The following is a 21,019-nucleotide window of genomic DNA, read 5'->3' as shown; positions in this document are numbered from 1 at the left end:
AATACCCAACCTCTCCCTAAGCCTCCAGGAAACCACATCAATAGCCTCATCCTCAATGCTATAGGTTAGCTTCTGAAGAGTCCTATTCATCTGGTTTATTGTCGTAGTCATTTGGTTGAGGGCCCTCTTAATGTCCTGAACATCCTTAGTCAACTCGTCAAGCCTAGTCGAGTGGCTTTGAAGAATTCTACTATGTTCCTGTAGAATCCTTGAATGCTTCTGCAGTAAGTCTTCATGCCTCTTTAAAACATTCTCAATATTTGTTACCCTATTTTCAACATTTGCCAGCCTGTTCTCAATATTTGTAATTCTATTCTCAACCTCCGTCATCCTATTCTCGATTTTTGTTAATCTATCTTCAATGTTTGTTATCCTATTCTCGATTTTTGTTACCCTGTTCTCAATGCTAGTTACTTATCCTCAATACCAGTTACCCTACCCTCAAGGCCAGTTGCCCTATTTTCAATGCTTGTTACTCTATTTTCAATATTAGTTACTTTACTTTCAATATTGATTACTCTGCTTAACATTGCGTTGAAATCTTGCCTAAGCGCCTTAAGCTCATTAAGAATAGTGTCCAAGCCCAGGGCCCCAGCCACGGCTAGGCGGAACTCCTCATCAGTCCTAATCAACTCCAGTATAGCCTTCTTCAACTCATCCCTAGTGGCCACTTGAATCAATAGTCAAGCCTATGCAGGTTAATAACCCTTACGCAGGGATGTGATGAATTTAATAATGTTGGTGAAGAAAAGAGGTATTTTATTTCTAATTTTAAACATGAGGGTTTTGAACTTACCTAGCCTTAGCCTCGGCAACCGTTGGGACTGGTTCATAGTTCTGAACTACTTGCCCATCGACAGTCATTGGTGACTGTGAGTAGTATGCCGTTATGGCTAGTAGCAGTATCGTATTCCTTTGCCCATTTCAGGCAACAATGTTTAGGAAATGAAAAATAAAATATTTTTAAATGACTATATGTTGCATTTTTGGCTTACTGTACGTAGCCCCAGTTGTTTATCTTAAGCTTTAGCACGTATCTTAAGGTTAATATGCTCCCAATCATTACCATTACTAGGAATAACGCGCTTGAAACAGCCATCTGTATATCACCGCTCAATATGTGGCCGCTTGCACACCCGTTAGCCATCCTGGCGCCGAATAGGACAAGGTAGGCTCCGAAGAATGAACCGAGGAACCTCTTCCACTCTGACTCACCGAACCTATGAACCCAAACCCTCGGTATCTGGCGCCTGAACCCCATGAACCTCCTCGATATGAATATTGACGATATTAAGCCGCCTAGGAACGTGCTTAGGTCTGTTATGGGTTCCCAACCTATTTCACTAAATGGCTTATTAACAGGTACCCCATTAACTATATGCATCCCGCCGAATAGCTGGAAGTATGGGTTTGATGCAGCCAGTATGGGTTGATTAAGTATGATATCTGGGCCCCTATCCATGAGTATGTCGTTGATTCGCCAAATATCTGGTGCAGTATTATCACGCAACCGCCTCTATGGTGAAGGCGGCGCCTAGGATCATTATAAACCTAGCATTCCTAACACTACTCTCGTTAATCAACTCCACTAGGAATTTATTCTGGTTGGGATACTTGGCTAAGTCATCATTCATCATGTCCGTGAACCTGATAACAGTCTCCTTACCGACCCCAGCTAGGTGGAATCCGCATGCCTGCTTAATAGGCATCTTCGGGTACCTTGGTAAGAATAGGAATACTAATAATAGCAGTATGCCGAAGACTATGGAGCCTACAAACATACCAACCTTATCACTGAACGGTATACCGAAGAGCTGGGGCCAGGTTATTGGGCCAAAGTTCAACGTGTTCCATAGCGGGCCCCTTGCCCATCCAAATATCATGGACCAGGTGAAGGCCCCTAACAGACCCCCAATGACCGCGTATATCGCATCCCTCCTACCCTGGCCAAGGGCTATCCATATGGTGCCCGGGAAGTAGCCTGCTAAACCAACACCTATACCGAATAGTAAGCCGCCTAGAACCACACCACCTATGAATAGGTCCTTAATGCCGAAGTTGGGATGCGTAAATAGGTTTAATCCATACAGAAGTATTGCACCAAGGCCGATCGCAAAGCCAAAGCATGCAACCAGGAATCTGTCTTGAAGAGCCATAACTCTGAATAAAGTATCTGGATCTGAGAAGTTCCAAAGCTCTAGAGGTATTGCCAATGGTAATGCAGCCACGATACCTAACCATAGGGGTGCCTTAGTCTCATGAAGAACAACTTGCATATAAACCCCGCCTAAAAGCATCGCCAAGGCAAGTGCTAACAGTGCCCAGCTGGCTATTGTAACCACCCATTTATCATGTTCATACGTAGCCAGGTTTGTTCGCATACAGACAGACAGATGTCAAAAAAAGGTTTAAAAACTTATTATGTCAAAAAAATTGAGCATTTTGAGAAATATTAGCCATTAAGGTGTAGAGAGCGAAGTGGTGTTATCTATATAGCTAATTATTAATTATTAAATACATACACATGAACCTTAAACTATATAAATATATTTAATCGTAATACTTTATACTTTGTGGAAAAAGAAGGTTAAGGTTCGGGGGTTTCCGATCATTAATGTATTGTTATTTTTGGTAGATCTTCTGCCAGGTTTGGATTCTTCATTAGGGCCGTGCCCACTAGGATTGCATTAACCCCCTCCCTAGCTAGCTATGCGTGGTTGCGACAAAGTATCACGTGGTTTGAATGAAGGATCAATCAAGGACTTAATGATGGATATTCCGTAATTAAACGCCGTATTCACGGACCAGCTTAGCCATATATTCATCAATAACCTCGTAAATACCTCGCCCAACCTCCCTAATCATGTACATATTAACCAGGGTCTTTAGGCTCGTGCTGAACGTCTTATCATCTATTGAGTGGCCGATTAGGTATTCAGTAAGTCTCTTGATATCAACCCATCTAGCCTTACCCAACGTAGCCAATGCCCTATAAATTACCAATTCATACTTCCCTAACCTACTCAATTCTTCCTTAATAACCTCCCTGGCAATACCCCTTAGGCCTTCATGGCCTCTAAATGATCTTTGCCACTTGATCTAAGGCTTCCATAGTACGTTAACCAACCAACAATACCGTCGAACTCACTTACGGCATCCTCAATCTCGGTATCGCTGATGCCGATACCACATTCCCTTGAACCAACCCTCAGAAACTCCATGGACTGTTCCCTAGTGAAGGGCTTAAGCTCAAACCTAATCAACGGTCTACCCAAGGACTCGGGACTCCTCATTATTAACCGCGTGGTACCAATTAATGAGCCACTAAATACAAACCTGACCCTAGACTCATTATAAGCCACGGAAAGAAGCGCAGGGAGTTTTGGACTAATTATGTTCTGAACCTCATCAATACCAATAACTACATCACCTAACTCCTTAATTAATCCCTCGATAGTTATCGTAGGCCTTCTTTCAATATCCAATTGAAGCACGGCTAGGTTAAGCCTAACCTTAATGTTTAATCTCTTAATCTCATTGATAAGCCTAAGTCCAAGGCCCTTAAGCCCCGTTATTGTCGATGCATCAATATATATTCCACCAAGCTCATTAATCACAACCCTCATAACCGTAGTCTTACCAATCCTCTTGGGACCGAGAATAACAGGCCAAAAGCCATTGTTCAATAAGCGTTCAATTTCATTAATCACGTCATCCCTACCAAACACGGCATCCCTACTAACCTTAGGTCGAGTATCGAAGAATTTACAGGAAACTGGTGGCATACCAGTTACTGGTATGCCACCAGTTTTATATACCTTACGTAACCGTAACCACAATCAATTCTTCAACTCAAGTCTCAATACAATGATTAAGTGCACCCTCAAAAATTAACATAATTATCTCAGGTACTTCCTAACGCCGTACTCAAGTACAGGGTCTGCTATTTTATACGCATCGCCCTGCTTCTCAAGTATACCCATATTAATTAAATGCCTTAATAAATCCGTGAAATTACGGTCGTTCACAATGACACCCTCCTCCATCTCCACAGCCCTCTTTATCTCAGACCACCTCCTCGGCTTCTCGGCAACGATCCTCAGTATCACCTTATACCTATTCTCAGCCCTTGACTTGGTCAGGAATGATTTCAATTCCTCAATTTCCTGCCTAGCAGCCACATCAATTATGGAGTTTAGATCCCTATTACCATGCACATAATACCAACCAAACAACGTTAACCATCCAATTATGCCATCTAGCCTGCTCGCAGCCTCCCTAATAACATCATCGCCAACCTGGACCCCATACTGCTCAAAGCCCCTCCTTAGGAAGTCCAGGGACTCATCGGGACTAAGTCTCCTAAGTTTCACCTCAACCACTGCTCTACCGTAGAGCGGTGATTTAGGGTCATTAAGCCTCAACGTGTCGTAAACCATGCCCACCTGAGATCCAGTCAATATGGCTACAATATTGCCCAAGTTATCGTAAATATACGCCAGAAGCATGGGTATGTTCAGGCCCAGCGCCCTCAACTCCTGAACCTCATCGATAGCCAACACAACCTTTATGTTTAGGTCCTCGGCAACCCTATTCACAGCCTCCAATAGTGATGTAAGTACAGCCCTACCCCTACGCCAGGAAATAGATATACTTAGGGGTTGCACACCTATTGAAATACCATCGATATTACGTAATAAACCTATTAATTTATCTCTAAAGCTGGCCCTCTGCTGTAGGAAGTTGGTCAATGATTGGGAGAGCTCGTTCATGAAGCCTCTAATACTCATACCTCCCTCATTAAGTATAATCCTCCTGGCATCAATCAGTATGTGCGGTATATTATAACTATTTAGAAAACTCCTCAACAGACTTGATTTACCCATCCTTCTAAGGCCTAGTATTAACGCAATCCTACCATCTATAGCATGCGAGTAATTTATTAAGTTCGTCCCTGAAATCGTATAACTCCTCAATGCGGTCCTTCGGCTTTAAGTCGAAAAGCACTGGTACCACTACCAGTAACTGGTACTACTACCAGAAGTAATTAAATACTTACCCTATTGAGTCACTATGGCATGAATTGAAACTGATGATTCGGTGTAAGGCGTTACCATGTAGTACCCTGGTTATTATTTTTATTTAATTATTTGTTTAAATAATTTGGTTTGTATTTCCTTTGTTTTGATGGGTTAGGTTTAAATATTATTTAAAACGGGCGTCTTCGTGGGTAGATTAAGGATTTTGCTTGTCTCGGACCTTCATGGTTCAAGTGTGGCTTATGGCAAGTTGTCCAATGCCATTAGGTTCTATAAGGCTGATGTCGTGGTCTTTGCAGGTGACCTCACCGGTAAGGCGTTGGTGCCTATTATTAGGGATGATGGTTCCTTCAGCCTTGGTTCTGGCGTTAGTAAGTACGTGGTTAATATCTTCGGCGATGTTAAGGCTGTGGACGGTAAGGACCTCGATAAAGTAATTAGGGAGTTGAGGGGTAGGGGTTATTACCCATTCGTTACTGATAAGGCTGGTTATGAGGAGCTAGCCGGCAATAGGGATAGGGTTAGGGAGACCTTTGTTAAGCTCATGATTAATGCCCTAGAGGAGGACCTGGGGAAGGTAATTGCTAGGTATAGGGAGGCTGGCGTCAAACTATTGATAATGCCTGGCAATGATGATTACCCAGAAATTGCGGATTACATTAGGAAGCAGGCCTCTGACGTGTTAATACCCATTGATGAGGATGTTATTGAGCTTAATGGCTACTACTTCCTGGGCTTTGGATACTCAACGCCAACGCCCTGGAACACGCGAGGGAGGTCAGTGAGGAGGAGCTTAGGGCAAGGGTTGAGAAATTAATTAGGAGCGTTGATCAGTCAAGGCTTAATAAATTGATAATGGTGATCCACGACCCACCATATAACACACTCATTGACCAAGCTTATCAATTGAGTAAGGACTTCAAACCTGTGATTAGGGGTGGCGAGGTATTAAGGGCTCACGTAGGTAGTAGGTCTGTTAGGGCTTTGATTGAGGAGTACTCACCGCTGATTGGAATGCATGGGCACATACATGAGGCGCCCGGCATTGATTATATCAAGAGTAATGGTGGTGCTAAGGTCCCGGTGATTAACGCGGGTAGTGAGTACTCGGAAGGTGTGCTTAGGATGGTCTATTTAATAATCGAGGATAACAAATTGAAGAATTACTTCCTGCTCAGGGGTTAGGTAGGATTTTTAAATAGTGCAATCGATAGTGGCACAACGTGGAGGTTAACCTGGAATCACTGATTAAGGACCTAGCCACTAAGGCTGGCTCCTTCGTTAGGTCCAAGGCTAATGACATGAGTTATAGGCAGATAATGAAGAGAGGATCAACCGATGTTTCACGGAGAATAGACCTTGAGGTTGAGGACATAATAATCAGGGGAATTGAGGAGGAGGGCTTGAGGGCTGTGATAAATACCGAGGAGAGGGGTGTTGTAAGGATTGGTGATGGCGAACCTGAATATACATTCGTCGTTGACCCATTGGATGGTTCGCTGAATTTTGTGCTTGGTATACCATTCTACTCCATATCAATTGCGGCAGGTAAGTACGGAAACCCACTAAAATTTGGCGATTTAACAGATGGCGTTGTTTACTACGTAGCAAAGGACGCGCTTTACTACGGTGGTTCAGGCGGAATTGAGTTTAGGGGTGATGACCTCAGTGACCTTAGTGAGGATATTGATAGGCCAGTGATATCGCTTTACTTGGAACCCGATGCAGATGAGAAGCTGCTACGGGGGCTTAGGGCTGTTTATGATAGGTTTAGTAGATTTAAGATTAGGAGTCTCGGTGCTGCCAGTCTGGAGATGGTTATGGCATCGATGGGTAGGTTCCTGGCCTTCATGGACCTTAGAAATAGGCTTAGGATATTCGACATAGCCGGCGCTACGTGATTTCCAGGGCTATGAAGGTCAACGTATACACGCTTAATGGTGGTGAGTTGGGTAATGAGTTGGTTAGTAGCGATAGGAGGTTTAGTCTAATTGTTAGTAGGAATGGTGATTTCGTTAGGAGCTTTCTTGGGTTGTTGGGGGTTAAGTGAAAGTTTTGCTGTTCTAATTAGCTAATTAGTTAGGAGGGGTTAAATATGCGTTTACTTAACGTGGAGTTAATGAGGATTAGACTGAACCTTGATTGCCCAAGGTGTGGTGGCGCATTGTTTATGGAGGAGGATGATAAAAACGTCAGTGTTTATTGCATTAGGTGCGGTCTCAGGGTTAGTTGGAAATTGCGTGATGCGGCTAGGAGAGCCCTTAGAAATATCGATGGTTCATTAATATTCGATTGGAACTCAGTAATTGATGAATTATACCTTGAACTAGCCATTAATCATTAAATGGGTAATACCTATTCATGAGCTAGAAAGATTAATTTAAGCCAATACGAATTCACTATGGAATTCCTGGTGATTAATTTTGGCAGAGGAATTAACGCCACAATTAAGTAAGAGATTGAAGGAATGGCTACTGGAGTTATCCGATAAACTTAGTTGGAGAATTGATAAGGTGCTGGACTCATATAAACTAGCCCAGCGCTCGGAGATAATCGATGTTAGGGATGATGGTAAGTCAATAAATGGCGTTAGGCTTAAGGTACCCTCAGAGACCAGGGACAACACTTATTACTACGTGTCGGTTGGGCCATACGGCGCGAAATGCACCTGTGAGGCATCCGTGATTAGGGGCGAGGTCTGCAAGCACATTGTTGCGGGCTCATAATGTGGAACATGCTGAGTGTTATTAAGTACGGTAAGTGGCTTGACCTTAATGAGTTAGGGTGGCTAAGGCAAACCCAGGGCAGTAATGAATGATTTAGTTTGCCATTTATTGAGGGTAGATACCCAGTGTAGAAGCCTTATGCCATGATAATAACCATGACAATGCCCATGAATAGATTACAACGCTATATCGCTGGATATAGATAATAATTACTCTTTAAAAAGATACCTTAATAGAATATATTGATTGAATATGGCCTGGAGGAAATACCTATTATTAATAGTAATTCTTTCTATCACAATATTAGTAACTCATTATGCACTATCCATAAGCATGTACGTAGCTCCGGCGACTTCACAAACACCACCGCCTCCATCATACCTTTTCATAAACATTACGGCGCCTAACTACGCAACCTGGACCGTATATGCGAGTGCATCCAATGGTTGGTATGCGTATTACCAGGGAAGTGGTTCCCAGGTTTTTGGACCTGCCTACGTTGGTGAGCCGGGCATTACGGTTACGTTTAACGTCACATCAACGTCAAATTGCAAATACCCATTAATTACTTACGAACCTTCAAGCAACATAACTCTCTCGGAGGGCGCTAATTATGAATTCATAACCATTGAGTGCGTACCATATGTTAATGCCACAGTGAACTTAACGAATGGAGGAGGCATAATAGCAATACTCAGTACGCCAGGTTTTATGACCAATCAATCACTAATTATTAATGGACCAACCACGCAATCATTGATACTTCCCATGAACACCACACTATTCATAGTGGCATGGCCATTCTACGGATACACGCTTGAGGGTATCTACGTTAATGGCACGGCAATAAACTATACGGAGACACCATACGGCTCATACCACGCCGAAGTACTGTTGTCGTCAAACCTAACAATTACTGTGGAGTTCACGAGCGTAACCAGCAGTTCATAGGACCCTGGTTATGTTTAGTCAATTGTAAATTAAATGTTCAATTTACTTAATATTTTACTTACATTATTAATTATTAATAGTATGTCCTCCTTAGCCTCATCATCAGTCCTATACTGGCTTAAGATACCCTCCCTGTCAGGCCCATTATACTGATACTGATGCAGGTGCAGGGCTATTGCCGCCAGGTAATGAATTTCCTCATTAATCAATGCCGACAACCCAAGCATGTAGTTCGTGGGCATCACGGCTATGACCCAATAGGCCCTATCAACTGTTTTGCCGCCCTTGATCCTCACCTTACCTGGATATCTCGCAATCAATTTATCCCTAATATCCACGGCCAAGGCGGCTAATAACGCCTTAACGGCTTGAAACGCCTTACCAGCGGCATTCCTAATTAAACCCTCATCTAGGAATCTCTTGGCCAACTCAATCTCATACTTGGTCTCGAGTAATCTCGTCCTCTTATAGCCATCAATGTCAAACCAGGGCTTAGGTAACCCATGCATTACCATGCTTATAATTCATACATATTAATTTTAAAAATATTTTTACCCACGTCATAGCGTATGATTACTAATACGCTATATTAACCATAACATCGCTTCCCTTAACGGCCTCGTAAACGGCGTTCTCCAGCATATTCCTTACCTTACCTGACTTGCTATGTATTGTTAGGTCCATGGAGCCGCCACTTTCGTTACCGCGTGGTGGGAATATGGCGCCTGTGATTACCCACGTGGCACCCTCAATGTTGTGGTATATACCGTAATCATCAATGCCCCCATTAATTAACCTTCCATCGGTGAGTATTAGGTATATCGTAGTGTCGTCAGTATATACCTGTTTAGCATTACCACCCAGGGAGATTATGTGGGTGAAGCCTGGCGTTTCCTTTACGAAGTCCACGAGTATGGATTTGACGAGGTTCTCATTAACGAGCCTCCTCAACTCATTCACAAGGGTAATAACACTCATCCTGTCCTTAGTCAGGATCATCAATAATGAATCCCAACTGACTTAATAAGGGGCTACCATGTATTAACTGGGTCTTAATGGAGAGGTTAAAGGAGGTTATGGAAACTTACGATACAATCTCCAGGGTTTATCCTAAGACCAGGGAAGGTGGGGCCTTAGCTAGAGCCTACTTAATGAGGTTGGTGATACCATTAGGGGTTTAGTGCCGCGTTTCGTACTTGACATTGGCGCTGGGGCCGGCGGTAACCTGGGGGTTTTGAGATCATTTCTTAGTAACTCCCTCTATGTTGGTTGTGAGTTGAGCGTAGGCATGATAATGGCTTCTAGCAGTGATATTGAGTGGGTTAATTGTTCAGGTACGCACTTACCAATTAGGCCGGGGTCTATGGATTTAGTGATATCAATATCCACGTTGCATCATATACCCAAGTCCTTAATAGGTAATGCTTTACGCGGGGTTCATGAGGCATTAAGACCTGGCGGCCTATTTATCGCCACCGTGTGGGGTTGCGACAAGGCTACGCTTAGGAGGCTGAGACCCATTGGTGATTGTGAGGGCTACATTACCTGGAGTTATGGCATTGATAGGGGTATTGCCAGGTATTATAGGCTTTACAGGGAGGGTGAGTTGGAACACGAGGTTTCCAGTGCAGGCTTTATAGTTGTTAGGAGTGGGGTTGTTAGGGTTGGTGGCTTTATTAACTATTATGTAGTTTCGCGTAAGTAGGTATATAGCCAATATATGGGCAATACTTTATTCTACATCGACCTAATTCATATAGTGATTCAGCGATGAGTTCTCAGTACCATGATTACCAATTAACGTTGGACAAGATAATACGCAGGGCGGCACAGCTATACCCAGACACGGAAATCATCTATGCACCACCCAACGGCCAGGTAGTAAGGTCGAACTACTCCAATGAGTGGGATAGGATACAAAGGCTTGGTTCCGTGCTTGAGGAATTAGGTGTAAGGCCTGGCGAGCCTGGCAGGTTCGGTAGCAGGGTTGCAGTGCTTGATTGGAATACCATTAGGCACTACGAGCTTTACTTCGGCATACCCATGTATGGCGCTGTGCTGCACACCGTGAATGTGTTGCTGGCTCCTGAAGACATAATATACACGTTACTCCAGGCCCAGGACGAGGTTTTATTCATAAATGAGGACTTCATACCGCTTGCTAGAGTCGCGGTATCACTCGTGAAGACCATAAGGAAGGTCGTGATTATGAGCGATAAGGCTGAGCATGGCGAGGTGAGTTTCGATGGAGCTGAGGTTTATTGGTATGAGGACTTAGTAAGAAATTCGAGACCATACAACTTCCCAGAACTTAGTGAGAATACCGTGGCCACCATGATGTTTACGTCCGGAACAACGGGTAGGCCGAAGTACGTACTTCACGCATAGACAATTGGTGCTTCACGCAATGTCCGTTGCACTATCAATAACGGCACCACCAATAAATGCGAGTATTTATGATGTTGCAATGCCCCTGGTGCCGATGTTCCACGTCCATGCATGGGGATTACCGTACATAGCCACGCTCACCGGCATTAAGCAGGTATACCCAGGTAGGTTTGAGTGGGGTTGGATATTGAAGCTTATTAAGGATGAGGGCGTGACAATCGTTAATGGAGTGCCAACAATCCTATACAACCTGCTTTACCACCCAGATTCGCCCAAGTATGACCTCAGAGGTCTAAAGTTCATAGTAGGCGGTTCAGCACTGCCAAGGGGCTTGCTCGAGGAGGCGAATAGGAGGGGTATACGCGTGGTTCAGGGCTTTGGCCTAACGGAGACAGCCCCAGTCATACTCCTATCAATGGAGAAACCAAAAATGAGGAATTGGCCGGAGGACAAAAGGAGGGAGTTAGTACTCAGTGCTGGTTTGCCAATACCATTGGTGGATATTAGGATTGTTGATGAGCAGGGTAGGGATGTGCCTAGGGATGGCAGGACTATGGGTGAGTTGGTGGTTAGGGCGCCGTGGATAATCAGGGAGTACCTAAATGACCCTGAGAAGACGAAGAATGCATGGCGCGATGGTTGGTTCCACACTGACGACATTGCCGTTTGGGATAGTGAGGGCTATATCTGGATTATGGACAGGGCAAAGGACGTTATTAAGAGCGGTGGTGAGTGGATATCAAGCACGAGACTTGAAGACTTAATAAGCATGCACCCCGCTGTTTATGAGGTCGCCGTCATTGGTATTCCACACCCAAAGTGGGGTGAGAGGCCAGTAGCCATAGTCGTGCCAAAACCCAGCCAAAGAGTCACCGAGGACGAAATCAAGAATTACTTAATGAACCTAGTTAATGAGGGTAAAATACCCAAGTGGTGGGTGCCGGATAAAGTCGTGATTGTCGAGTCTGAGCTGCCGAAGACAAGCACTGGTAAGTTGATAAGAAGGTGCTTAAGGAGAGGTTTCAGATAACCCTTAATCCCTAAAATCATCGAGTTTACATGGAGGTTTGTACTCATTTAAGTCACATGCCCGGTAGCACCGCTTATCTTTAAGGATGGCGTATTACTCGGCGGAATGCCATTGTCGAGCACGGTAACAAGCCAGCGCTGCTTAGGATTATTTATCCTGGTCATGGAAACCCGGTGAGTCTAGGTACTTAGGTTCTCGTTGATTCTAAATCCATGGTACTTAAATAATTCGAGCGCGTTGCTCATCATTATCATCTCCTTATCAACACCACCAACGCTATCACTGCCCTCAACGCACTTAACATCGCCAACTAAGTCCCTAAACCTCCTGTATGGATAACCACTCCCAAATAATATTCTGTCGGGGCCCAAGGCGTTCAATATCGGCTTTGCGGACTCATCATTGAATAGGTAACAATTAATTCCGGAGGTGCTTAAGTACGTATTGTCATACCTCCTCATCACCTTGAGAACCTCCCTAATCCATAGGCCAAACCTCTCCGGCGGTGTTCCAAGCCCATTAATAACCATGTAGGGCCTATACTCATCAAGAACCTCCACAAGGTTCTTGGGCATCACGTGCGTTATAATCCTCTCATCAACGTCCTTAGGCATTCCAAGATGCATCACGATTAAGACATCATTCTTCTCGGCATACTCCATCAACTGCTTAAAGGCTGGGCTCGTGGCTGGGTTGAAGAATTGAAGTGTTGGAGAGACAAACACACCCCTAAGTCCCAGGTGTTCCATTTCCCTAATTTTCTGCTTAACATACTTAACACCAAAGCTCGGGTTTATGCTCGAGAACGGTATGAAGAAGTCACTAACGCCCTCCTTAAAGACCTCATACCAAAGCTTCATATTATCAATCATGTACTCAGGCCACTTACTAATTAGGTCATAGACCTCCCTAATCACTGACTTAACATCAACGTACATGCCCAGGTCCCTAGCTAACCTATACAGGCCGCTAAGGGTCAGGCTAAGTGTTGGGTCGATATCGATCGGGTAAAGTGTTGAGGCAATGGCACCAGCATTATGAAGCTTATTCCTTAATTGCCTAAGTTCCGCGGCTGGATGAACGTGAAAATCAATGAAGTAATAACCTGGCATTAATAGAGATAAAATCAGCAGCTATTTAAAAATAATACATCATATTTTAATTTATGAACACTGAACTAAATATTTAATAAGCATCATTTTGCATACATAAAATGGTCAATAACCAATGAATTTAGGTCTCCTCTTCTCGAGAAAAGCTGAGACGCCCTCCACGAAATCATGGTATTACCCAACTCACCCTGCAGCCTTGCCTCGACTGCTAGGAATTGATCAAGGTCCTTAAACAAGACCTCATTAATTAGTCTCTTACCATACGAATAGGCCTTGAACGGGCCCTGGACAATCTCATTGGCAAGCTTGACGGCCTCCCCTAATGGGTCATCAACAACCCTAACAAGGCCCATGGCCTCGGCCTCCTCAGCCGTGAACTCACCACCAATGAGTAAGTACCTAAGTGCCCTAGCGCCAACTAATCTAGCCATCATAAGCGTCAATCCCGTGTCCGGAACTAAACCTATGTTTTGAAATGCCATGACAAACCTGGCATTCCTTGAGGCAAAGGCAAAGTCACACGCAACGGCAAGACTAATTCCGGCGCCGGCAGCCACGCCATTAATGGCGGCAATGAATAACTTATCGCTAAACCTTATTTCCCTAAGTATTAAGTGGAAGGAGTCCCTAAGCTCCTCCTCAAGATTAATGGTCCCAGGACCACTCGGTTTAATGGATATGTCGGCACCCGCCGAGAAAGCCCTACCAGCACCAGTTATTATGCCAACCCTCTTACCTGCATCATTATTAAACCTACGCAGGGCATCCAATAACTCAGCCCTAAGTTCAGGCCCCAGGGCATTGAGTCTCTCCGGCCTATTAAGTGTAAAGATTGTTATGGGTCCCTTATCATCAACAATTACATACCTATACATAGTAATCACTCACTGCTCTGCGGGTACGAACTCATACGTCAGGTAACCCTCTGGTTCCCTCTTAACGACCTTAAGCTTAACCCTCATGCCAACCCTAACCTTCTTAGGGTCATCAGCCCTCAACCAAGCCAGCACGTTAAAACCCTCCCTCATCCTAGCAATGGCCACTATGTAATCTGGGTAATGTGAGTACGTTAGGGGCTTCGTGTTTATTACCGTATATGTTAGTAGCTCACCCTCACCGCTTATCTCGACCCAATCCATGTCGCTGGTCTTACAATACGGGCAATCAGCCTGCGGCGGGAAGTAATACCTACCGCATCTTCTGCATCTAGTGGCGTAAACCTTACCCTCCTTAATCCATCGAAGAATTTCTTAATCCTCTCAACACTAATTGAGAACCTAAGCCTCAACTCCCTAACGTCATACCACAGGCTATACTGACCCTTCTCATCAGGCGCTATGGGCAGTCCGGTGGCCTTGACAACTTCATTCAACTGCTTAATGGATTGCCTCCAAAACTCCTCATATTTGGCCTCCAGGGACATCACCATCACCTCTTGGGCTTCGCCTTCGGTGAACCATCCTTATCAAGTGAGTATATGGTTACATAGGCGTAATGGCCAGTACCACCGACGTTATGCGCCAAGGCCCAGCCAGTATAGATGTCGGCCTGCCTATCCCTAGGCTCAACACTCTGTCTCAACTGCTTAGTCATCTCAACAGCCATACTAACCCCCGTAGCCCCTATGGGATGGCCCTTCGCCTTAAGGCCACCATCCAGGTTAACTGGTATTAAACCACCCTTGTATGTCTGTTCATTCCTAACCAGTTGAATACCCATGCCCCTCTCCACAAAGCCCAAGTCCTCATACGCCATCACCTCAGCTATTGTGAAGCAGTCATGAACGTCAGCAACATCGAAATACTTCCACGTATCCCTATGCTCAATCCCAATCCTCTTAAATGCCTGTTCGGCGGCTTGGTATGCCGCATCCAATCCTATGAAGTCAGACCTCTTACTTAGGTTTGCAGTACCTGTCGCCACACCCACGGACCTAATCCACACCGGCGTGTCCGTTATCTTCCTAGCCAAATCCTCACTGGCGAGTATCACGGCGGCAGCCCCATCGGTTATTGGGCTTGAGTCGTAGAGCTTTATCGGCCAGGCCACGTACCTGGACTTGAGGCATTGATCAATAGTTATCCTCACGCCGTAGAACTGGGCCTTTGGTTCATTGAGCCGTAATAATGGTTCTTAACGGCTACCCTGCAGAAGTCCTCCTCAGTGGCTCCAAACCTATTCATGTACGCGGTCATGTAGAGTGCGTAATAACCTGGGAACGTCAATCCAAAGTTCTCAAACTCCCAGAAGTAATTACCAGCCCTACCAATGAATTCGACGACCGTTGGCGTTGGCGACTCGTACATCTTCTCAACGCCTATTGCCATGGCTATGTCCGCCATTCCTGAGGCCACGGCTAAATAGGCATTGTAAAGTGCGGCACTACCCGATGCGCAGGCTGCCTCAACCCTCATGGCACCCCTGGGATTTAAACCGCAGTACTCGCCAACGACCACGGCCGGTAACGGCTCGGCACTCCAACCACCTGCGTTACCAACGACGAAGTACTGAATATCCTTCTGATCAAGCCTTGAATCCTCAAGGGCCTCCTTAACAGCCTCCCAGGCAAGCTCGCCTAGGTTTGTGTCAGTCCTACGCCCAAACTTCGCATGACCAACCCCAACAATTGCAACTCCTCTCATAATCCCATAGTATTCGAAAAAGGCCTTAAATAGTAATGCCCCTCTGTTCACTATTGCTTGATCATTACCACTATATTCATTATATATGCCTTGACGCAAATAATTTGAGTAAATTGGGATCGCACTTAATAACTTAGTAAAGGGTTGGATATACGATGAGCACGCAAATTAGGAGGGTCGCGGTCATAGGGCAGGTACAATGGGTCATGGTATAGCCGAAGTATCCGCACTGGCGGGTTATGAAGTTGTGATGGTTGACGTATCACAAGACCTGCTAAATAAAGCCCTGGAGAGGATTAAGTGGAGTCTCGATAAATTTGCTGAGAGGGGTACGATTAGTAAGGAGAAGGTTAATGAGGTAATGAGTAGGATAAAGACGTCATTATCAGTAGCCGAGGCCGTTAAGAATGCCGACATAATGATTGAGGCCGTACCCGAGAAACTAGACCTTAAGAAGCAGGTGTTTGCTGAGGCCGACGCAAATGCGCCTTCGCACGCGATTTTAGCCACGAACACGAGTAGCCTACCAATAACAGAGATTGCAAGTGCCACGAAGAGGCCCGAGAGGTCGTTGGAATTCACTTCTTTAATCCGCCGGCTCTCATGCCGCTTGTCGAGGTCATTAAGGGTGCCCAAACAAGTGATGAGACCGCCAGGAGGGCTTACGACTTCGTTAAGAGCTCGGTAAGGAGCCAATAATGGTTAATAAGGACGTACCGGGCTTCGTGGTTAATAGAATATTAATAGCGCTAAACTCGGCCGCATGCCTATTAGCGGCTAATAATGTGTATTCCATAGTTGAGATTGACTCAGCCGTTAAGTACAGGGCTGGTTTACCCATGGGCATTTTCGAGCTTCAGGACTTCACGGGCATAGACGTGGGTTACCTAGTTGGTCTGGCAGTTGCTGAGAGGGACCCGATGCTTAGGGTCCCATGCCCATTAATTGAGGACCTATACAAGAAGGGTTGGCTTGGTCAGAAGAGCGGTCGTGGTTTCTATGAGTATAAGGGTGGACCCTACGAGAGGGCCAACATACCCAGAGAGGCTGGTGAGAAGGTCGACTTAGTACAAATATTTGCTCCAGCAATAAACATGGCCGCTTGGCTACTCAGGCAGGGCATAGCCTCTAGGGACGACATTGAGAAGGGCGTTAAGTTGGGCCTTGGTTGGCCAAGGGGCGTCTTTGAGTATGCAGATGAGTTCGGCATTGATAAGGTTGTTGAGTCGCTGAACCAACTATACTCTAGGTATGGCTATGAGTTGTTCAAGCCAGACCCACTACTTACGCAGATGGTTCAGGAGGGTAGGCTCGGGCAGAAGAGTGGTCGTGGCTTCTACGAGTATGGCGCCGTTGGTGTGACCGAGTTTAAGGAGATAATACTGAGGAGGGAACCACCACTTGCCTGGATAATACTCAACAGGCCGCAGAGGCTTAATGCCCTGACCCTGACGATGCTTGATGAAATAAGTAGGGCTCTTGACATGCTTTGGGATGATAAGGAGGTCAGGGTCGTAATAATTAGGGGCGCTGGTGACAGGGCGTTCTCGGCGGGCGCTGATGTCACGTCGTTCCAAGGCCCACTACACACCTACTACTTCTTCCTCTATAATAGGAAGTTCCAGGACGCCGTTAATAAGATTGAGAGGTTCCCCAAGCCCGTCATAGCGGCTATTGATGGTTACGCACTTGGTGGTGGCCTGGAGATCGCAATGGCTTGCGACTTCAGGATAGCCACTGATAGGTCAGAGCTCGGGCAGCCTGAGATAACCCTTGGCATAATACCGGGTGCTGGAGGTACACAGAAGTTGATTAGGTACGTTGGACTTGGCAGGGCCAAGGAATTGATAATGCTCGGCGATAGAATTAAGGCTGATGAGGCTATAGGATCGGCCTTGTCAATAGGGTTGTGCCTAAGGAGAGGTTTGAGGATGAGGTTAGGTCATTCGCAATGAGACTAGCCAGGGACCACCAATCGCATTAACCTATGCGAAGTATGCGATAAACTTTGGAACTCAGGTACCGGTTGACATAGGCATGCTACTTGAGGCGGCATTCTTCAGCATGGCGGTTAACACTAAGGATGCCCAGGAGGGAGTAATGGCATTTGCATGAGGAGGAGGCCCGAGTTTAAGGGTGAGTAATAGTACAACGATGATATATAGTATAAATAGCGATATTACTTAAAATTTTAGGGAATTAATACTATTCTCGATTGATATGTCTGAGGATCCCTTCGAACTTCTAAGGTCAATGACCGAGAAGGCTTTACCAAAGCTGACCAGTAAGGTGAGTGGTCCGGTTAAGGTGTTTCAATTCACTGGGGAGGGGTATGATCCATTCTATGTTGAGGTTGGTGGCGGCACCGTGAAACTTACTAAGGGCACTCATAGGTCACCAACCGCCACAATACAGGTAAATAAGGACAATTTATTGAAGTTAATTAAGGGGCAACTCGATGCAATGCAGGCGTACTTCTCGGGCATAATTAAGGTGACTGGCAATATAATGGATGCGGCAACCCTCATAGACATAATGAACACCGCGCGAAGTGCGTAATCACGGATATATAGGCTTATACATATCAATTAAAATTCGTCATTTCTCTCCGTACTATAAATAATGGGTATGCTTATTACCACGTGAACCTATTGCTTAACATATGAGGATTCTGGTCACGGTACCGCTCGTAGATCCAGACGTTGGCCCCCAGGCAATGAAAATGCTAAGTGAGGTTGGTGAGGTTGACGTTAGGCCAATGACGACGGAACAGCTAAGGGATGCGATTCGTGATTACGACGCGGTAATAGTCAGTGTTTGGCATAGGGTGACTAAGGACATTATAGATGCTGGTAGGAACCTTAAGGTGATTGGTACGGCATCCGTCGGCACCGATCACATCGATGTTGAGTATGCCGAGAGCAAGGGCATTAAGGTAGTCAGCGCCGCCGGTGCCTCGACATATAGCGTGGCTAATTAAAGCGTATATTCACTGCGCATTTGGTTCACCTACAAGTTAAGCAATAAAGAAAGTAACAGGAATAACCGAGGTAAAAGAGATCCTCTAGGCCAAGCGCAGAGATAAATTAGAAGTTATGATTTCTGAACAAGGTTCACGGTTTAACGCATTTTTAAACCCTGTAGAATTATCTTATTTGATGAGTTACTGGTATGAGAAAATGTCTGAGAGCGAGATAATGGAATTTGTTAAAAAAAGAATTGTTAAGAAGGATTAATTTTGTGCTTGATAATCCACAATATGAAAATTTATCGAATGTAAATCCATACGAATATGTTAATAAAGTGGCGCCGAATAAAGCGTTAGTAGTCAACGATGTTCTTGAATATTACAACTTCCTTAAGTCGCTCGATAGTACAATCAAGGGATATACTGTTCATACGATGTTACCAGGTATTAAGCAAAGTTTGTTAAGCAATAACTACATGATAAAAAAAAGGTTAATAATACAAGTAGAGCCCTTCACGTATTATTTCCGAATAGCGAGAAGGCAGGAAATGCGTATATAACCATAGAACTAAACCGTACCATTAAACCATCTATTTCTTTCGCAATTAATATGCCCGCGATCTCATTTTATGTTAATATACATGATAAAATTACGTATGATCCCAACTTTAGGAAAATATTAGCCGGTTTATTGGCAACTGATGGCAGTAGACATTACGATAAATTCCTCATTTCCAATACAGAGACAGAAATTCATGCATTAGTAGCAGGATTAATTAGCGCTATAGCTCAAAGACCGGTTACTCTCCGCGTTATAGCTAATCGCATAAATATTAACAATGAGAAGGAAGATGAGATGTTGAGCGTGAAATACGATACTTACTTTGATGTTACGCTGGTGAATTTCGATTTCTTAAATAAGTTGAATGCATTTATCAAGATTATCAGTAATGATGAACCGATTAATTTTAAGGCATATTACAATGTTGGGATTTTTATGGGTGACGGGATATTCAACAATAAGAAGCATTTAGTCGGTTTTTCATTACATGCATTTATTAATAACGAGCCGTTATCCAATAAATTTAGGTCTATGCTCGAACAAATGAATTATAAAACTGTAAATGTATCCAATGTTAATTCCGTAATCCTCACACATGAGTATTCTAAGAAATTCGCTAAGGATTTCCTTACCTACATACTGTCTCTTGACAATTCTAAAATTATCTTTTTAATTTTGAATCATTATAGGGTGCAAAATCTGGTTAATTCCATAATCAATGATTATAATATATACATATTTTATAAAAATTACACGTTTAAGATAGAGCATGGGAGAAATGGCTATTATATACAAGCCACTACACGTTCAAAGGGCGCAGTTCTTAAGGACTTCATATACAATGTTGTGAACATTGGCAAGAAGTTTGGGATTAATGCACAATTGAACATATATGAGTTTAAGCCAAGAAAGACAGTTATGCGTACAGTTGTTCATATTAAGAGAGAGTTTATACCCGTTTTTATCGCATTATCATCTTTCATAGCTAAGGTGTATCCTGAGGGTATACGAGATAACATGGACAATATGGACATTAGACATGGGAGTTAGCCTACGCTATAATAATGCTTTAATTTTGTTCTCCAAAGACAGGCGACTGCGCGCAAATATTTAATTGCTATCCATGAATAATGAAATATTATATGGCTATATTCATAGCACTAATCGAAAAAAGTTTTACCTGGTGGTAATCAAGTCGCCATGTTCGAATTACCGGTCTATAAGCCAAGGACCTACTTCAACCCTGCGGGTTTTACGTCATTGGGTTTCGCAATACCGGCGGCGATTGGCGCCGCGTAGTAGATATCAACACCCTTCTCAGGGGTATAACGGCTATCTCAGGCACTGTCAGGTACTCAGCATGCCCACCATTAAGTCCCACGAGACCGGGCATTCGACCAGCAGCCGCTGGGCAGTTACCTTAAGGAATGGCGGATCCATAAGCCATCACCACGGCATTGGCGTTGTGCGTTCAAGATGGTTAAGGCACGAGCTCGGTAATGCGCTTGATGTTTTGAGATCAATAAAGGCTGCGCTGGATGGTAAGGGGATATTGAACGTAAAGAAAGGCATGTTTTTCCCTGGTTAAGTCATATTAGTCT

The 21,019-nt window shown here is 44.4% G+C and carries 24 protein-coding genes and 5 pseudogenes; 15 read left to right on the top strand and 14 right to left on the bottom strand.

Features of this window, described 5'->3' with window-relative positions; genetic code table 11:
• From JCM16161_RS13030 to JCM16161_RS13005, 7 genes are all read right to left on the bottom strand, one after another.
• Positions 1–330 (bottom strand): hypothetical protein (locus JCM16161_RS13030; RefSeq protein ID WP_243671703.1); only part of this gene is annotated, 330 nt, incomplete at its 3' end.
• 80 nt (positions 331–410) lie between these two features.
• Positions 411–671 carry a hypothetical protein gene (locus JCM16161_RS13025; RefSeq protein ID WP_054856143.1) on the bottom strand — a complete coding sequence of 87 codons (261 nt, stop codon included), beginning with the start codon at positions 669–671 and terminating at the stop codon, positions 411–413.
• A gap of 320 nt (positions 672–991) precedes the next feature.
• Positions 992–1,462 (bottom strand): YeeE/YedE family protein, encoded by a 471-nt coding sequence (locus JCM16161_RS19135; RefSeq protein WP_243671702.1) that lies wholly within the window; start codon positions 1,460–1,462, stop codon positions 992–994.
• A gap of 40 nt (positions 1,463–1,502) precedes the next feature.
• The gene (locus JCM16161_RS19130; protein WP_243671701.1) at positions 1,503–2,381 is read right to left on the bottom strand and encodes a hypothetical protein; all 879 of its coding nucleotides are present in this window, start codon (positions 2,379–2,381) and stop codon (positions 1,503–1,505) included.
• Between the two features lie 403 nt (positions 2,382–2,784).
• Positions 2,785–3,027, bottom strand: coding sequence for a hypothetical protein (locus JCM16161_RS13015; RefSeq protein ID WP_054856142.1), 243 nt, complete (start codon positions 3,025–3,027; stop codon positions 2,785–2,787).
• 32 nt (positions 3,028–3,059) lie between these two features.
• Complete coding sequence (locus tag JCM16161_RS13010; RefSeq protein ID WP_243671700.1) at positions 3,060–3,785, bottom strand: ATP-binding protein; 726 nt, start codon at positions 3,783–3,785, stop codon at positions 3,060–3,062.
• A 114-nt stretch (positions 3,786–3,899) separates the two neighbouring features.
• Complete coding sequence (locus JCM16161_RS13005; RefSeq protein ID WP_243671699.1) at positions 3,900–4,976, bottom strand: ATP-binding protein; 1,077 nt, start codon at positions 4,974–4,976, stop codon at positions 3,900–3,902.
• Between the two features lie 268 nt (positions 4,977–5,244).
• Here JCM16161_RS13005 and JCM16161_RS19125 point away from each other — a divergent pair, with 268 nt between their 5' ends.
• The 7 genes from JCM16161_RS19125 to JCM16161_RS12980 all read left to right on the top strand — a co-directional run bounded on the left by JCM16161_RS19125 (position 5,245) and on the right by JCM16161_RS12980 (position 8,716).
• Positions 5,245–5,856 carry a hypothetical protein gene (locus tag JCM16161_RS19125; RefSeq protein WP_243671698.1) on the top strand — a complete coding sequence of 204 codons (612 nt, stop codon included), beginning with the start codon at positions 5,245–5,247 and terminating at the stop codon, positions 5,854–5,856.
• A 38-nt stretch (positions 5,857–5,894) separates the two neighbouring features.
• A complete protein-coding gene (locus tag JCM16161_RS19120) occupies positions 5,895–6,224 on the top strand; it encodes a hypothetical protein (protein ID WP_243671697.1) in 330 nt (109 codons plus the stop codon).
• Between the two features lie 38 nt (positions 6,225–6,262).
• The gene (locus tag JCM16161_RS12995; protein WP_243671696.1) at positions 6,263–6,940 is read left to right on the top strand and encodes an inositol monophosphatase; all 678 of its coding nucleotides are present in this window, start codon (positions 6,263–6,265) and stop codon (positions 6,938–6,940) included.
• Positions 6,937–7,089 (top strand): hypothetical protein, encoded by a 153-nt coding sequence (locus JCM16161_RS19115; RefSeq protein ID WP_243671695.1) that lies wholly within the window; start codon positions 6,937–6,939, stop codon positions 7,087–7,089. The genes JCM16161_RS12995 and JCM16161_RS19115 overlap by 4 nt, the downstream gene beginning before the upstream one ends.
• 45 nt (positions 7,090–7,134) lie before the next feature.
• On the top strand, positions 7,135–7,383 hold the full coding sequence (locus JCM16161_RS12990) for a hypothetical protein (protein ID WP_243671694.1): 249 nt from the start codon (positions 7,135–7,137) through the stop codon (positions 7,381–7,383).
• A gap of 79 nt (positions 7,384–7,462) precedes the next feature.
• A complete protein-coding gene (locus JCM16161_RS12985; RefSeq protein ID WP_243671693.1) occupies positions 7,463–7,765 on the top strand; it encodes a hypothetical protein in 303 nt (100 codons plus the stop codon).
• 246 nt (positions 7,766–8,011) lie between these two features.
• Positions 8,012–8,716, top strand: a complete 705-nt coding sequence (locus tag JCM16161_RS12980; RefSeq protein ID WP_243671692.1) for a hypothetical protein — start codon at positions 8,012–8,014, stop codon at positions 8,714–8,716.
• 29 nt (positions 8,717–8,745) lie between these two features.
• Here the strand turns inward: JCM16161_RS12980 and JCM16161_RS12975 are convergent, their stop codons facing one another.
• A complete protein-coding gene (locus JCM16161_RS12975; protein WP_054856145.1) occupies positions 8,746–9,225 on the bottom strand; it encodes a PaREP1 family protein in 480 nt (159 codons plus the stop codon).
• A 67-nt stretch (positions 9,226–9,292) separates the two neighbouring features.
• Entirely contained in the window at positions 9,293–9,715 is a 423-nt protein-coding gene (locus JCM16161_RS12970; protein WP_054856139.1) for a hypothetical protein, read from the bottom strand.
• A gap of 181 nt (positions 9,716–9,896) precedes the next feature.
• Between JCM16161_RS12970 and JCM16161_RS12965 the strand changes: the two genes are divergently transcribed.
• Both JCM16161_RS12965 and JCM16161_RS12960 read left to right on the top strand, forming a co-directional pair.
• Positions 9,897–10,421 (top strand): class I SAM-dependent methyltransferase, encoded by a 525-nt coding sequence (locus JCM16161_RS12965; RefSeq protein ID WP_054856138.1) that lies wholly within the window; start codon positions 9,897–9,899, stop codon positions 10,419–10,421.
• Between the two features lie 65 nt (positions 10,422–10,486).
• Positions 10,487–12,134, top strand: a pseudogene (locus JCM16161_RS12960) (long-chain fatty acid--CoA ligase).
• 179 nt (positions 12,135–12,313) lie between these two features.
• Here the strand turns inward: JCM16161_RS12960 and JCM16161_RS12955 are convergent.
• The 4 genes and pseudogenes from JCM16161_RS12955 to JCM16161_RS12940 all read right to left on the bottom strand — a co-directional run bounded on the left by JCM16161_RS12955 (position 12,314) and on the right by JCM16161_RS12940 (position 15,888).
• Positions 12,314–13,246, bottom strand: coding sequence for an amidohydrolase family protein (locus JCM16161_RS12955; protein ID WP_054856137.1), 933 nt, complete (start codon positions 13,244–13,246; stop codon positions 12,314–12,316).
• Between the two features lie 83 nt (positions 13,247–13,329).
• Positions 13,330–14,121 carry an enoyl-CoA hydratase-related protein gene (locus JCM16161_RS12950; protein ID WP_243671691.1) on the bottom strand — a complete coding sequence of 264 codons (792 nt, stop codon included), beginning with the start codon at positions 14,119–14,121 and terminating at the stop codon, positions 13,330–13,332.
• A gap of 9 nt (positions 14,122–14,130) precedes the next feature.
• Positions 14,131–14,675: pseudogene (locus tag JCM16161_RS12945) on the bottom strand (Zn-ribbon domain-containing OB-fold protein).
• Positions 14,675–15,888 (bottom strand): annotated as a pseudogene (locus JCM16161_RS12940) (thiolase domain-containing protein). The pseudogenes JCM16161_RS12945 and JCM16161_RS12940 overlap by 1 nt, the downstream one beginning before the upstream one ends.
• Positions 15,889–16,043: 155 nt before the next feature.
• On the opposite strand from JCM16161_RS12940, the pseudogene JCM16161_RS12935 reads away from it, so the two are divergent.
• From JCM16161_RS12935 to JCM16161_RS19110, 5 genes and pseudogenes are all read left to right on the top strand, one after another.
• Positions 16,044–18,032, top strand: a pseudogene (locus tag JCM16161_RS12935) (3-hydroxyacyl-CoA dehydrogenase/enoyl-CoA hydratase family protein).
• A gap of 76 nt (positions 18,033–18,108) precedes the next feature.
• Complete coding sequence (locus JCM16161_RS12930) at positions 18,109–18,447, top strand: SCP2 sterol-binding domain-containing protein (RefSeq protein WP_054856136.1); 339 nt, start codon at positions 18,109–18,111, stop codon at positions 18,445–18,447.
• Positions 18,448–18,550: 103 nt separating this feature from the next.
• Entirely contained in the window at positions 18,551–18,868 is a 318-nt protein-coding gene (locus tag JCM16161_RS12925; protein WP_054856135.1) for a hypothetical protein, read from the top strand.
• Between the two features lie 679 nt (positions 18,869–19,547).
• Positions 19,548–20,468 (top strand): hypothetical protein, encoded by a 921-nt coding sequence (locus JCM16161_RS12915; protein ID WP_243671690.1) that lies wholly within the window; start codon positions 19,548–19,550, stop codon positions 20,466–20,468.
• A 150-nt stretch (positions 20,469–20,618) separates the two neighbouring features.
• Entirely contained in the window at positions 20,619–20,717 is a 99-nt protein-coding gene (locus JCM16161_RS19110) for a thiamine pyrophosphate-dependent enzyme (protein ID WP_243671689.1), read from the top strand.
• On the opposite strand, the pseudogene JCM16161_RS19105 reads toward JCM16161_RS19110, so the two are convergent.
• Positions 20,699–20,832: pseudogene (locus JCM16161_RS19105) on the bottom strand (alcohol dehydrogenase); the annotation flags it as partial. The gene JCM16161_RS19110 and the pseudogene JCM16161_RS19105 overlap by 19 nt on opposite strands.
• Between JCM16161_RS19105 and JCM16161_RS12910 the strand changes: the two are divergent.
• On the top strand, positions 20,779–21,006 hold the full coding sequence (locus JCM16161_RS12910; protein ID WP_054856132.1) for a hypothetical protein: 228 nt from the start codon (positions 20,779–20,781) through the stop codon (positions 21,004–21,006). The pseudogene JCM16161_RS19105 and the gene JCM16161_RS12910 overlap by 54 nt on opposite strands.
• Positions 21,007–21,019: the final 13 nt, after the last annotated feature.

The organism is Vulcanisaeta sp. JCM 16161 (genome assembly GCF_001316285.1).
The sequence above is the reverse complement of the archived record's forward strand: the minus strand, read 5'-3'. Positions and strand labels throughout refer to the sequence as shown.

Bases quoted from the DNA above. Each gene is read 5' to 3' on its own strand.
- JCM16161_RS19135 (WP_243671702.1), bottom strand. From the start codon at position 1,462: ATGGATAGGGGCCCAGATATCATACTTAATCAACCCATACTGGCTGCA.
- JCM16161_RS19130 (WP_243671701.1), bottom strand. From the start codon at position 2,381: ATGCGAACAAACCTGGCTACGTATGAACATGATAAATGGGTGGTTACA.
- JCM16161_RS13010 (WP_243671700.1), bottom strand. From the start codon at position 3,785: ATGCCACCAGTTTCCTGTAAATTCTTCGATACTCGACCTAAGGTTAGT.
- JCM16161_RS19120 (WP_243671697.1), top strand. From the start codon at position 5,895: ATGGTGATCCACGACCCACCATATAACACACTCATTGACCAAGCTTAT.
- JCM16161_RS12990 (WP_243671694.1), top strand. From the start codon at position 7,135: ATGCGTTTACTTAACGTGGAGTTAATGAGGATTAGACTGAACCTTGAT.
- JCM16161_RS12975 (WP_054856145.1), bottom strand. From the start codon at position 9,225: ATGCATGGGTTACCTAAGCCCTGGTTTGACATTGATGGCTATAAGAGG.
- JCM16161_RS12970 (WP_054856139.1), bottom strand. From the start codon at position 9,715: ATGATCCTGACTAAGGACAGGATGAGTGTTATTACCCTTGTGAATGAG.
- JCM16161_RS12955 (WP_054856137.1), bottom strand. From the start codon at position 13,246: ATGCCAGGTTATTACTTCATTGATTTTCACGTTCATCCAGCCGCGGAA.
- JCM16161_RS12950 (WP_243671691.1), bottom strand. From the start codon at position 14,121: ATGTATAGGTATGTAATTGTTGATGATAAGGGACCCATAACAATCTTT.
- JCM16161_RS12930 (WP_054856136.1), top strand. From the start codon at position 18,109: ATGTCTGAGGATCCCTTCGAACTTCTAAGGTCAATGACCGAGAAGGCT.
- JCM16161_RS12925 (WP_054856135.1), top strand. From the start codon at position 18,551: ATGAGGATTCTGGTCACGGTACCGCTCGTAGATCCAGACGTTGGCCCC.
- JCM16161_RS19110 (WP_243671689.1), top strand. From the start codon at position 20,619: ATGTTCGAATTACCGGTCTATAAGCCAAGGACCTACTTCAACCCTGCG.
- JCM16161_RS12910 (WP_054856132.1), top strand. From the start codon at position 20,779: ATGCCCACCATTAAGTCCCACGAGACCGGGCATTCGACCAGCAGCCGC.